Genomic DNA, 12190 nt, shown 5'->3' with positions numbered 1-12190 from the left:
AGGGGCGGTGCGTACTGACGGGAGCGGAAAGGCGGGATACTCCCCTTCGCGGATGCGATCCTAGCGCCGATCCGGCGGGATGCGGCCCCGGGGAGGCGGAGCGGGAACGAGGCGATCGGCGCGATGCGTCGAGCGGGTGCCGCGTGGCGAGCACCCGGGTGTTAAACGAGAAGAACCCCCGGTCAGACCGGGGGTTCTTCTCGTGTTGCCGTGGTGACCCCAGCGGGATTTGAACCCGCGTTACCGCCGTGAGAGGGCGACGTCCTAGGCCGCTAAACGATGGGGCCGCGTTTTTGCAACTCGAAGAGTGTTGCACACGGATCCGCATCGACGCAAATCGAGCGCCCGGCCCATCCGGTCTCCGCTCGGCCCCGGCCTTGCCCGCCGCCCGCCGAGGCGGTTGGCTCGGGGCATGAGACTGACGAAACTCGAGCACGCCGCCGTCCTGATCGAGGAGGACGGCGCCCGGCTGGTGATCGATCCGGGGTCCTTCACCCGGCCCGTCGAGGGGACGACCGACACCGTCGCCGTGGTGCTCACCCACGAGCACGCCGACCACTGGACCCCGGAGCAGCTGCAGCGCCTGCGCGACGCGGCCCCATCGCTGCGGATCCTCGGCCCGGCCGGGGTCGCCGCCGCCGCCGAGGGCTTCGACGTCGAGACGGTCGCCGACGGCGACCTGGTGACGGTCGGCCCGTTCGAGCTGCGCTTCTTCGGCGCCCGCCACGCGGTGATCCACCGGAGCATCCCCGTCATCGACAACGTCGGCGTCCTCGTCGACGGCCGCGTCTACTACGCCGGCGACTCCTTCACCGTCCCCGAGGGCGTCGACGTCGAGGTCCTCGCGGCCCCGTCGGGCGCGCCGTGGATGAAGATCGCCGAGGCGATGGACTACGTGCTCGAGATCGCGCCGCGGCACGCCTTCGCGACCCACGAGCAGGTCCTCTCGGAGGCGGGACGCGCGCTCGGCCACGACCGGCTCGGCTGGGCCGTGCGCGAGGGGGGCGGGGAGTACCACGCGCTCGAGCCCGGCGACGTGCTCGAGCTCTGACGCCGGGGACGACGACGGCCGGGTCGGGGGCGAGCCCCGGCCCGGCCGTCGTCGCGATCCGCTACCGGATCAGTAGTACTCGCCCTGGCGGTAGTCCCAGGAGTTGAACTGCTCGGCGAGGTTCAGCATGATGCGCTCGTAGTCGAGGCCGCGGCGGATCAGCACGGGGCCCGGGGTGATCGAGCGCTCGCCGCCCTGCACGGGGATGAGGGCGCCCGAGGCGTCCACCATCGAGACCATGACGCCCTGCTCGTGGCGGGAGTCCTCGTCCTTGTCCGGCTGGATCGAGGAGACGTAGGAGTCGGCCGAGACGATGACGTCGGCCTCGTTCTCGATCCGCTCGCCGATGTTCGCGACGCGGCCGCGGTTGCCCACGCCCGAGGGGTTGGCCGAGCTGGCGAAGGTGAGGGTGCGGTCGCGCTCCCACATGGTGGCGACCAGCTGCTCGGCCGGGCGGCCGAAGCGGATGACGAAGCAGCTGGTGCCCCGTCCGTCGCGGACCAGCTCGCGGGCGTCCTCGTCGATCAGGTCGACGGCCTCGGCCTTCCACGGGAGGATGCAGCCGAGCAGGACGTCCTGGTCCCAGTGCTTCTGGTAGAAGGCGAGGACCTCCTCGTTGAGCTCGGCGAGCTCGGTGAGCTGCTCGATGCTGGAGCAGAGCACGACGCCCGGCTTGTTGCGGTTGCGTTGCTTGGCCGAGAACTTGCGCTCGAGGCCCGCTCCGTCGGTCGTCATCAGGATGTAGCCGACCTTGGTCGCGCAGACGACCAGTCCACCGGGGGCGTAGAGCGCGTCCACCGCTTCCGCAGGAGCCTGCTCACGCCATTCGATCACCGTCGTGCTGGTCATTCTTTCCCTTTCGTGGTGTCCAGAGACGCCATGGGCGGGGCCCCGGCCGAGCGGAAGCCTAGCGGATCGCCTCCCGTCGTCCGCGGCGGTGATGCCGCGAACGGACGCGCACCGGGCTCCGGATCGACTCCGGTGCCCGGTGCGCGCCCGTCCGCGCCGCGCGCGCCGACGGGACGGCTCAGGCGAGGGCCGTGAGCGAGCCTCGCGCGAGCGTGTTGACGGTCAGATGGAAGCCGACCAGCGAGGCCGGAGTCGACTCGTCGACCGGCAGCGTCGGCACTCCGAGCGCGTGCACCGTGAAGAGGTAGCGGTGCGGGCGGTCACCGGGCGGCGGGGCCGCACCGGCGTAGGCGAGCGACCCGAGGTCGTTGAGCGCCGGGCGCCCCACTTCCGTCGAGCCGGCGGCCAGCTCGGTGACCTCCTTCGGGATGTCGACCAGGACCCAGTGGTGGATGCCGCCGAGGGTCGGCGCATCGGGGTCGAACACGGTCACGGCGTACGACTGCGTGCCCTCGGGGCCGGCGCTCCAGCGCAGGGACGGGCTGGTGTCGCCGCTCCCCTGGGCCTCGGCGAGCCGCTCGCCGTCGGTCACGTCGTCGCTGGACACCTCCAGGGGCGCCGTCGCGGGCAGGAAGTCGAGCGGGTGCGGGGGCGTGCTCCTGGTCAGATCGGTCATGTTGTTCTCCTTCTCTCTCAGTCGGTGACTCGGCCGCGGACGCCGTCGAGCCAGTAGTCGGAGTGGCGGTCCGCGGTCGCCGCGTCGCGGAACGAGTACGTCTTCAGCAGCCAGCGGAAGCGGGTCTTGTCGCGGTCCTGGACGTCGACGAGCTGACGGCTGTGCAGGCCGTCCTGGTTCGCGATGATCAGCAGGTCCGCGTCGCGGATCCGGTGGTACTGCTCGCTGACCTTCGAGAGCGCATCGCGGAACTGCCAGAGCGCCCACAGGTGCGGCAGGTCGTCCGGGTCGGCCGGCACCGTCCGGGTGTCGTAGTAGCGGAAGCTGTGCTCGTTCTCGAGCAGAGCGTGCTGGTCCGACACGATCTGGTTCTTGTTCTGGGCGCGCGAGAGCTCGTCGAACGGGGTGATGTAGACCGCCTCGCGCAGGAGCGCCTGGTTCTCGGGTGAGATGAAGCGCAGGATCTCGCGGCCGTCGACGTACTTCGTGTAGACGAGGTCGGTCTCGGGCGTGCGCAGTCCCAGGAGCGAGATGAAGTCGGCGCGCACCGGGTGCGCGGTCCGCTCGTTGTGCCAGTACAGCTCGCCGTCGGTCTTCTGCGTCTGGGTGTTCGAGAAGCGGTTGTCGGCGTAGACGTCCTGGAAGAAGTCGCCGTTGTTGCGGGTGGCGTACGCGAGCAGCGGCGAGCCGAGGTACTGCGACTGCAGCTCGAGCAGGCCCTCGCCGACGAACGTCAGCTTCTTGCGGTACTTGTCCTCGAGCGCGTCGTCCTGGTCGAGCCAGGGGATCTCGTCGTCGACCGGGTTGTTCGAGATCAGGTGCGCGTAGGTGATCTTCTCGTCGCGCTCGCGCCGGATGCGGGCGAGCGCGTCGACGAAGCCCTGCGGGACGTCGCCGCTGTCGATCAGCGCGGCGATCGCGTCGCGGAAGCGGTCGTAGTCCTTGTAGGGGTCGATGGCGACCGCCAGCAGCGACTGCTGGAGGGTCGATCTGTCGGAATCGGACAACGTGTAGATGGGCTGCATTGCTTCACTCCTTGCACGTGGATGAGGGACGCCGCCGGCGGGCTCGTCCCGGACTTCCTCTGTCACTCCGCTTCCGCGGTGACGGCCCTCCTCTCCTGTCGTCGCATCGAGACGGCCCCGATCGTCTGCGCGAGGACCGCGAGGACGACGAGGACGATGAGGGTCGGCGCGGTCCCTCCCGTGAGGGGGACGAGTATCCCGGCGCCGACGAGCAGGACGGCCTGGAGGATCCCCTGGTTGCGCTCCAGTCCGCGCATCACCGCGACCCGGGCGCCGTCCTCGAGCCCGTTCATCGCCGGCGCCAGGGCGATCATCGTCGCGGGCCGCACGAAGCCGCCCGCGATCCCGAGCAGGGCCAGGCCGGCGATCGCGGCGCCGAGCACCCCGAGGGTGGTCAGGGCGAGGCCCAGCACCTGGGTGAGCGCCGTCAGCCGGAAGACCAGGGGCGTGCCGGCGATGAGCGGCGAGAGCCGGGCGGCGGCCAGGCCGGCGAGCGTGTAGAGGCCGAGCACCAGGCCGAACGCGGGCAGCGTCAGACGCAGCTCCTGGAACAGCAGCAGCGGGATCACGAAGGTGTAAGCGGCGAGCAGGACGGCGCGGTTCACGGAGTAGTAGAGGGACCAGAAGCGCACCGCGGCGGGCAGGACGGCCGGCCGCACGGCGCGCGCCGCCACTCCCGAGGCGGCGTTCGCGCCGAGCGGCAGGCGGGCAAGGAGCACCACGGCCAGCGCGGCGCACGACACGAGCGCGCTGAGGAGGAACGGCAGCCGGTCCCAGAGCGCGAGCGAGGCGGCCCCGAGCACTCCCGCGCCGAAGGAGGCGAGGAACATTCCGCTCTGCACCCGCGTCTCCTGGCGGCGAGCATCGGCTCCGGCGCGCAGCGAGGAGGCCAGCGCGGCGTCCCGCCCGGCCGTCAGCGAGAAGCCGCAGCCGGCGAGCAGCTGGCTGATCACGACGGCGACCGGATCCGCGTCCAGCACGATCACGACGAGGCCCAGTGCCTTCACGCCCTCGCCGACGACGAGCGCGCCCGCCGAGGACAGGCGGCGTGTGAGCGGCGAGAGCGGGCCGTCGGCGAGCGCCGCCACCACTCCGTAGAGCGCCAGCAGCAGCGCCACGGCCAGGATCGGGTAGCCCCGCGCCAGCAGGAACACCGCGACCACGGGCAGGTGGAAGTAGGCGCGCGAGACGATCCGGTAGACCGTGATCAGCCCGGCGGCGCTGCGGCCGCGCGGGGCGTCCCCGCGCCCGAGGTCAGACAAGGGAGGGCACGACGACGCGCAGTGCGTCGGCGCCCACGTCGCCCTGACGGACGATCGACGCGCCGCCCACGAGGGAGACGATCGTGCTGCTCATCGTGGAGTCGGGGGCGGTGGTGCTGCGGATCAGGTAGTCGCTGTCGCCGCCGAGGTGCTCCGCGGCGAGGTCGAAGTCGACGAGTCCGGTCGACACCGTGCCGCTGATGTTGGCGGAGGTGGCCGCGAGCGGCAGGCCCGCGAATATCGAGAGCAGGTTGATCGGGGCGCTGAGGTTGTGCACGACCGACACCGTGTCCTGGCCCGAGGTGACCCAGTCCGGGACGACGGGCTTGCGGCGCAGGATGACGTTCAGCGGCCCCGGCCAGAACGCTGCGACGAGCGCGTCCATGTCGGCCGTCTCCGGGGCGAAGGCCCAGGTCGCCCAGTCGCGGGGCGCGGAGACGAAGAGGGTGAGCGGCTTCGCGCCGTCCCGCTTCTTCATGTCGTAGAGGCGGAAGCAGGCGCTGCGCGAGAAGGGGCTGGCGAACACGCCGTAGTTCGTGTCGGTCTGCGCGATGACGGTCGCGCCCTCGCGGAGCTCCTGCCCGACGCGCCGGAGCTCGTCGAGATCGGTCGCGTCGATGATCTGTGCCGTCATGGGTAGTGCTCCTGCTGCGCTCGGGCGCGTCCGGGCGGGGCCGGATCGCGTCGCTGTCGTGTGGCCCGCTGACGGCGGCGCCCCACGGAGGGCGCCTGGCGGGTCGGACGGCGGAGGCCGTCCGGATGCGGGTGACCACGGAGGAGAGATGCGGCTGCGTCCTCCCCCCGAGGACGTCTGCCCGGTGAAAGTAGCAGGGTGCGCATCCGGCCCGCGTGTTCGCGACGCTGCATGACGAAGGAAGTCGTCGACGTCGGGGAGCAGGGTCGGGGATCGGTATGTTCCGCTGACGCGCCGCATCTCCGCGGCGTTCTCCCGGCTCCGCGGATCCGCGCGATCGTCCGTCTGGCGGCGCACCACGGCCGGGGCTGGACGGCTCGCGGCGACCCGGTCTCCGGGCCCTCCCGCTCCTCGACAGAAGGACCGCCCATGACCGACTACTGGCCCGTGCTCCTCATCCTGCTCACGATCGTGGCCGTCGTGGTCCTGATCGTCGTGCTGAAGGTCGAGCCGGTGATCGCCCTCCTCGTCTCGGCCCTCGGGCTCGGCCTCGTCTCGGGGCAGGGCGGCGAGGGGACGGTGACCGCGATGACGTCCGGATTCGGCGCGGTCCTCGGCGACATCGGCCTGCTGATCGCGCTCGGCCTGCTGCTCGGATCGCTCCTGGAGGCGCTGGGCGTGGCCCCGCTGCTCGCCCGCTGGCTCGTGAAGCGCTTCGGTCGGCGCGCGCTCCCGGTCGCCTACGCGCTGACCCTGGGCGTCGCCTTCCCCTCGATCTACTCCGACGTGCTGGTCGTGATGAGCGCACCGCTGACTCGTCTGGCCTCGCGGGGGCTCGGTGCCGGTGGCTACGGGCTGCTGGCCGGCTCCTCCATCGTCGGGATGATCGTGGGCGTGGTCTTCGTCGTCCCCGGAGCCGCCGCGCTGGCCACGGCAGGCATCGCGGGCGCTCCCCTGCCGTCGATGGTCGCCATCGGCGCCCCGCTGGGCATCGTCACCATCGTGCTGACCGTGCTGGTGTACAGCGCCCTGGTGAAGCGCGGCGGCTGGCGGGACGAGCGCGACCTCGAGGGCGGGGCGGTCCCGGGGCCCGCTCTCGAGCCCGAGGCGGGCGCGGCCACGGGAGGCACGGCGCTCGCGACGCGGCGGGTGCCGCTCGCGCTGGCCGTCGCTCCGATCGCCCTCACCATCGTGCTGATCGCCGCGAACTCGCTCACCCAGCTGGCCGAGCTCGACGTCCCCCTCCTGCGGTTCCTCGGCGACGCGCACATCGCGCTGCTGGCCGGCTTGGTGCTGGCCTACGCGACGGCACTGCGGACGCTCCCGAAGGGCGCCGTGGCCACGGCACTGGGCGGAGCACTGACCCGCAGCGGCCCGATCGTCGTCCTGACCGGGGTCAGCGGCAGCCTCGCCGCCGTGGTCGGAGGAACCGGGGTCGGCGACGCGCTCGCCGGCGCCTTCGACGGGCGGGCCCTCTCGCCGATCCTGCTCACCTGGGTCGTCGCGGCCGTGCTGCACGCGGCGATCGGCTCGGTCTCGACGGCCGCGATCACCGCGGTCGGCATCGTCGCCCCGCTGATCCCCGTGCTCGACGTGAACCCGGCGCTGATCGCCCTGGCCGCCGGCTCCGGCGCGCTCTTCCTCGGGATGGTCAACGCCAACGCGTTCTGGCTCTTCAAGTCCGTGCTCGGCCTCACCGTGCGGGGCACGTTCACCGCCTACTCGCTGACGCTCTCGATCGCCTCGGTGATCTCGCTGCTGGCGCTGCTGGTGGCGGGAACGTTCGTCTGAGCGTCGGCCGGCCCCCACGAGGCCACGCTCGCGAGGTCGGCGCCGAACTCGACCCGGAGGCGCACGGGCGCGCCCCCGCGCAGCACGCCCGGCAGCCAGAGGCGGGCGTCATCCCACATCCGCTCGAACGGCACCTCCTCGACCGGGACGAAGGCGGCGGCGAGCTCGCTCGACTCGGTGACCTCGCCGGTGACGCGGCGGCAGAGGAAGACGTGCGAGCGCTGGCTCCAGGCCGGCCGGTGCGGGAAGGAGTAGTCGAGCACGCCGCGCGGCTCCAGATCGGCCGCTCGGGCGACGAGCCCGGCCTCCTCCTGCAGTTCGCGGACGGCGGCGGCGACGGGCGACTCGCCGGGCTCGAGCTTGCCGCCGGGAGCGACCACGCGCCCCTCGCCGAGGCCGCGGCGCTTCCGGCCGAGCAGCACCTCCGCGCCCCGCGGGCCGTCGCGGAGGACGTAGACGACGCAGACCTCGGGCAGCCCCACCGCGCACCTCCGCTCCGGCGGGCCGGGGGCCCGGCACCGCCGTCGTAGGCTAGCCCGGTGACGACGACCGCGCTCGAGCGCTTCCAGGCCCTGCTGCGCGTCGACACCGTGTCCCACTCGGACGAGTCGGCGACCGACTGGAGCCGCTTCCACGCCTTCCGGGAGCTCGTCGCCGAGCTCTACCCGGCGCTGCACGCGGCGCTGGAGTCCGAGACGGTCGCCGGCCACTCCCTCCTCTGGCGCTGGCGGGGCGAGGAGCCGGGCGAGCCGGCCGTGCTGATGGCCCACTACGACGTGGTCAGCGTGACGGCGGCGGAGTGGTCGCACGACCCGTTCGCGGCCGAGACGGTCGTCGCCGCGGACGGCCGCACCTCCGTCGTGGCGCGCGGCGCCCTCGACGACAAGGGCTCCCTCGTCGCCCTCCTCGAGGCGGTCGAGGCGGCCGTCCTGCGGGGCGAGCGGCCCCGGCACGACGTGTACCTCCTCTCCACGCACAACGAGGAGACGGCGGGCGACGGCGCCCCCTCGGTCGTCGCCCTGCTCGGCGCGCGCGGGGTCCGCCCGCGCCTCGTGCTCGACGAGGGCGGGAACGTGCGGCGCGGCATCCTGCCCGGAGTCACGACCCCCCTCGCCGTGATCGGCGTCACCGAGCGCGGGATCATGAACCTCGAGCTGACCTGCCGCGACGTCGGCGGCCACGCCTCCGCTCCGCCGCCCCCGCCCGGGCTGCTCGCCACCCAGCGGCTCGCGAGGGCGATCCACCGCTTGACCGAGAACCCGTTCCCCTCGACCCTCCCGGAGCCGATCGCCCAGCTGGTGCGCGCGGCGGCCGACCACGCGGACGCGGCCCACGCCGTCTGGTACGCCCGCCCGCACGAGTACCCGGACGCCGTCGTCGGCGCGCTCGCCGCCCACTCCAACCGCTCGGCCGCGATGCTGCGGACGACGGTCGCGATCACCGAGCTGCGCGGCAGCACCGGGGCGAACGTCCTCGCCTCCAGCGCCAGCGCCACCGCGAACGTGCGGATCAACCCGGGCGGCACCGTGGCGGGCGTGGTCGAGCGCATCCGCGCCGTCATCGACGACCCGGAGGTCGAGGTCGAGGTGAAGGTCGCCCACGAGCCCTCCCCCGTCTCCCCCACGGGCGAGCCCGGCGACGGCGGGCCGTACGACCTGCTCCGCGCGGTCGTCCAGGAGTCGTTCCCGGACGCGGTCGTCGCCCCCTACGTGCAGACCGGCGGCAGCGACGCCCGGCACTTCCACGCCATCAGCGACCACGTCTACCGCTTCATCCCGTTCGAGATCAGCCCGCGGCAGCAGCTCGGGATCCACGGGGTCGACGAGTCGGTCGAGGCCGACCAGTTCGAGCGCGCCATCGAGTTCTACGCGCGGCTGCTCGCCCGGCTCTGATCGCGGCGGTCCTCCGGGGTCCGGGAGGACCGCGCAGCGACCGGCAACCTGGGAGAACCGTTCGATGACGCGCCGACCGGTGTTGGCCCGGAGTTCACCCCGCGATGATGGACTGGTCTCAGCGGGGTCGCCTCCGCTGGAGCAGTGCGCAAGTGCCGACGCCGGGTCGCGTGATCCGGCTCCCGCCGATCGTGGAACCCGAGGATCATGTCCCTCCGCCAGGCCGAGTACCCCCGGCCCAACCACTTCATCCTTCACCTGAGCGACACCCACTTCATCGCCGGAGACGGCGGCCTGTACGGCTCCGACGTCGACAGCGAGGCCCAGCTGCGGCTCCTGTTCGACGAGCTGGAGGCGTCCGGCGGACGTCCGGAGGCCATCGTCATCACGGGTGATCTCGCCGACAAGGGCGAGCCGGAGGCGTACGCGAAGCTGCGCGCCGTCGTCGAGCCCGCAGCCGCACGCCTCGGCGCCGGGGTGATCTGGGTGATGGGCAACCACGACGACCGCGGCGCGTTCCGCTCGGGGTTGCTCGACCAGCTCCCGACCACGCAGCCGGTCGACCGCGTGCACGACGTCAACGGGCTCCGGATCATCGCGCTGGACTCCACCGTGCCCGGCGCCCACTACGGCGAGATCTCGGACGCGCAGCTCGACTGGCTGGCGGAGGAGCTCTCCAGCCCGGCCCCGCACGGCACGATCCTCGCGCTGCACCACCCGCCGGTGCCGAGCGTGCTCGACCTCTCGGTCCTCGTGGAGCTGCGCGACCAGCCCGCCCTCGCGGAGGTGCTCGAGGGCTCCGACGTCCGCAGCATCATCGCGGGCCACCTGCACTACTCGTCGACGGCGATGTTCGCCGGCATCCCGGTCTCGGTCGCGTCGGCCACCTGCTACACCCAGGACCTCAACGTGCCGGTGGGCGCGACCCGCGCCCGCAACGGCGCCCAGGCGTTCAACCTGATCCACGTCTACGACGGCACGGTGCTGCACTCGGTGGTGCCGATCGGCGCCTCGACCGAGGTGTCCTACGTCTCGGCGAGCGAGACGCAGCGGATCCTCGCGGACCACGGCGTCGAGATCGCCGCGGCGACGGCGGCCCCCGTCGCCCGGGACGAGGAGCTCTACCCGCCGCTCGTGGAGCGGGTGGGCGTCAGCGCGTAGCGACGCGACGGGGAGTCGGGGTCGCCCCGACGCCTCCGGGCGCCGCGTCGACCGCGTCCTCGGACACGGCCGGCGGTGTCAGCGCCCGCCGGCGCGGTCCCGCGCGAACAGCCATCCGGCGAACGCCAGCGCCGCGGCCAGCGCGACGCCCACGCCGACGCCCGCTCCCACTCCGATGCCCGGGAACACGAGCGAGCTCGCCAGGCCGAGAAGCAGCCCGGCAACCGCTCCCCCGACGGCCCAGCCCACGGTCAGACCTCGCGCTCCCACGGAGCCGGGATCGGGTAGTACTCCTCGAGGAACCCGATGACGGCCTTGGTGCGCGCCTCCGCCGAGATCTCGGGGAAGCTGCCGTCGTTGAGGCAGAAGAAGTCGACTCCGCGGTTCTTGAGGAGCTTGCGCATGTCCTTCAGCCCCTGGTGCATCGTCGTGTCGACGTACTTCACCGAGGCGTTCTCCTGCACGACCGCGCGGCCGGTCATCAGCGCGTAGTAGTGGTAGAGCGAGTTGGTGACGGAGACGTCGCTCGCGGAGCGGAAGCGGCTCGCGGCGGTCGCGGTGAACTCCGGCTCGAACTCGGCCTCGAGCTCGGCCATCACGGTCTTGCGGAGCGGCGTGGCGGCGTGCTCGAGGTGACGGGTCGTCATCGCGCCGAAGCGCTCGCGGAGCAGGCGCCGGTTGACGCGGGCCGCGTTCTCGAAGCCGCTGCGGGAGGCGTTGGAGTCGCCCATGCCGATGCGCGTCGTCGCCTCGATGAACTTCGTGATGCCCCCGGGCGAGAAGAAGATCGACGGGTCGACCGGGCGCCCGAAGAACATGTCGTCGTTGGAGTAGAGGAAGTGCTCCGCCAGCCCCGGGATGCGGTGCAGCTGGCTCTCGACCGCGTGGGAGTTGTGCGTCGGCAGCACCGAGAGGTCGCGGAAGTGGTCCTCGCTGCGCACGAGGGTGACGTCCGGGTGCTCGTCCAGCCAGCGCGGGCGCGGGGAGTCGGTGACGATGTAGATGTGCCGGATCCACGGCGCGTACATGTAGACGCTGCGCAGGGCGTACTTGAGCTCGTCGATCTGGCGGAAGCGCGCCGGAGCGTCGTCGCCCTCGCCCACCACGTAGCTCGCCATGCGGGCCGCACGGGCGCGCTGGAACTCCAGGTCGGTGCCGTCGACCCACGAGAAGACGATGTCCACCTCGAAGCGGATGTCGCTGACGAGCGGCTCGAACATGCCCTCGAACGTCGGCCAGGTGCGGCCGTACGCCTCGACGTGGGCGTCGATGGCTTCGGCGACGGGGAGGCTGTTGCGCATGAGCGCGTTCTCGGCGGGAGTGATGATCTCCTCCTCGCCCACCTTCCACAGCTCGAGGCGGACGCCGCTGCGGGCGCCGTAGCGCAGCGATCCCGTCGAGGAGACGCGCGGGCGGAAGAGCTTGAAGACGGAGGCGCGCGGGTACGGCGCGAGCACGCCCTCGGCCAGGAGCTGGGGCGGGGTGCCCCGCTTGTCGACCGTCTTGGCGTAGAAGGGCTCGGTCGCGAAGGCACGCGCCAGCAGCGTGGCCAGCTCGGCGCCGAGCACGCGGTCCACCGCGAGGAAGGGCGAGCCGTCGGTGCCGCGGATGAGGCGGTAGGGGAATTCGGCGGCGTCGAGGACCTCGCCGATGGCGATCAGGTCCTCGGTCCAGGCCGCGCGGGGCGTCGTACTCGAGTTCACCAGCGAGAACAGGCCGGCATGGACCACGACGTCGTCGCGGTCGAAGTGGCGCGGGCGCAGGAGCGGTGACGGAAGAGCACGGACGGAAGGCATGATTCACATTATCCGCCGTGGATTTCGTCCGTGTGACCGGGCCGTCGGCTTGA

At 72.3% G+C, this 12190-nt stretch carries 12 protein-coding genes and 1 tRNA gene; 4 read left to right on the top strand and 9 right to left on the bottom strand.

The window, feature by feature from the left end:
- Window positions 1-211 precede the first annotated feature (211 nt).
- Window positions 212-287 (bottom strand) — tRNA-Glu (locus C5C37_RS04600).
- A 125-nt stretch (window positions 288-412) separates the two neighbouring features.
- On the opposite strand from C5C37_RS04600, the gene C5C37_RS04595 reads away from it, so the two are divergent.
- A complete protein-coding gene (locus C5C37_RS04595; RefSeq protein WP_104262526.1) occupies window positions 413-1051 on the top strand; it encodes an MBL fold metallo-hydrolase in 639 nt (212 codons plus the stop codon).
- A gap of 69 nt (window positions 1052-1120) precedes the next feature.
- Here the strand turns inward: C5C37_RS04595 and C5C37_RS04590 are convergent, their stop codons facing one another.
- The 5 genes from C5C37_RS04590 to C5C37_RS04570 form a co-directional block, all read right to left on the bottom strand.
- Window positions 1121-1900 (bottom strand): L-threonylcarbamoyladenylate synthase, encoded by a 780-nt coding sequence (locus C5C37_RS04590; RefSeq protein ID WP_104223084.1) that lies wholly within the window; start codon window positions 1898-1900, stop codon window positions 1121-1123.
- Window positions 1901-2078: 178 nt separating this feature from the next.
- On the bottom strand, window positions 2079-2576 hold the full coding sequence (locus C5C37_RS04585; protein WP_104223083.1) for a YbhB/YbcL family Raf kinase inhibitor-like protein: 498 nt from the start codon (window positions 2574-2576) through the stop codon (window positions 2079-2081).
- A 17-nt stretch (window positions 2577-2593) separates the two neighbouring features.
- Complete coding sequence (locus C5C37_RS04580) at window positions 2594-3601, bottom strand: TauD/TfdA family dioxygenase (RefSeq protein ID WP_104287569.1); 1008 nt, start codon at window positions 3599-3601, stop codon at window positions 2594-2596.
- 62 nt (window positions 3602-3663) lie between these two features.
- Window positions 3664-4863, bottom strand: a complete 1200-nt coding sequence (locus C5C37_RS04575) for a hypothetical protein (protein ID WP_104287570.1) — start codon at window positions 4861-4863, stop codon at window positions 3664-3666.
- Window positions 4856-5497 (bottom strand): L-threonylcarbamoyladenylate synthase, encoded by a 642-nt coding sequence (locus C5C37_RS04570; RefSeq protein ID WP_104225616.1) that lies wholly within the window; start codon window positions 5495-5497, stop codon window positions 4856-4858. Before C5C37_RS04570 ends, C5C37_RS04575 begins: the two co-directional genes overlap by 8 nt.
- Before the next feature lie 429 nt (window positions 5498-5926).
- On the opposite strand from C5C37_RS04570, the gene C5C37_RS04565 reads away from it, so the two are divergent.
- Complete coding sequence (locus C5C37_RS04565; protein ID WP_181028702.1) at window positions 5927-7288, top strand: GntP family permease; 1362 nt, start codon at window positions 5927-5929, stop codon at window positions 7286-7288.
- Here C5C37_RS04565 and C5C37_RS04560 read toward each other — a convergent pair.
- Window positions 7216-7770 carry an 8-oxo-dGTP diphosphatase gene (locus tag C5C37_RS04560; protein ID WP_181072714.1) on the bottom strand — a complete coding sequence of 185 codons (555 nt, stop codon included), beginning with the start codon at window positions 7768-7770 and terminating at the stop codon, window positions 7216-7218. The two genes, C5C37_RS04565 and C5C37_RS04560, sit on opposite strands and share 73 nt — an antisense overlap.
- Before the next feature lie 57 nt (window positions 7771-7827).
- On the opposite strand from C5C37_RS04560, the gene C5C37_RS04555 reads away from it, so the two are divergent.
- Together C5C37_RS04555 and C5C37_RS04550 are read left to right on the top strand one after the other, a co-directional pair.
- Entirely contained in the window at window positions 7828-9180 is a 1353-nt protein-coding gene (locus C5C37_RS04555; protein ID WP_104338533.1) for a M20/M25/M40 family metallo-hydrolase, read from the top strand.
- Between the two features lie 207 nt (window positions 9181-9387).
- Window positions 9388-10341, top strand: coding sequence for a phosphodiesterase (locus C5C37_RS04550; RefSeq protein WP_104287573.1), 954 nt, complete (start codon window positions 9388-9390; stop codon window positions 10339-10341).
- Window positions 10342-10419: 78 nt separating this feature from the next.
- Here C5C37_RS04550 and C5C37_RS04545 read toward each other — a convergent pair whose 3' ends face one another.
- Entirely contained in the window at window positions 10420-10590 is a 171-nt protein-coding gene (locus tag C5C37_RS04545; RefSeq protein ID WP_159939285.1) for a hypothetical protein, read from the bottom strand.
- 2 nt (window positions 10591-10592) lie between these two features.
- Window positions 10593-12137 carry a stealth family protein gene (locus tag C5C37_RS04540; protein ID WP_104225612.1) on the bottom strand — a complete coding sequence of 515 codons (1545 nt, stop codon included), beginning with the start codon at window positions 12135-12137 and terminating at the stop codon, window positions 10593-10595.
- Window positions 12138-12190 lie beyond the last annotated feature (53 nt).

It is taken from the genome of Rathayibacter sp. AY1F9 (genome assembly GCF_002932155.1).
GTDB lineage: Bacteria > Actinomycetota > Actinomycetes > Actinomycetales > Microbacteriaceae > Rathayibacter.
Note: the sequence above shows the minus strand (reverse complement) of the source record. Positions and strands in the feature narration are given on the sequence as shown.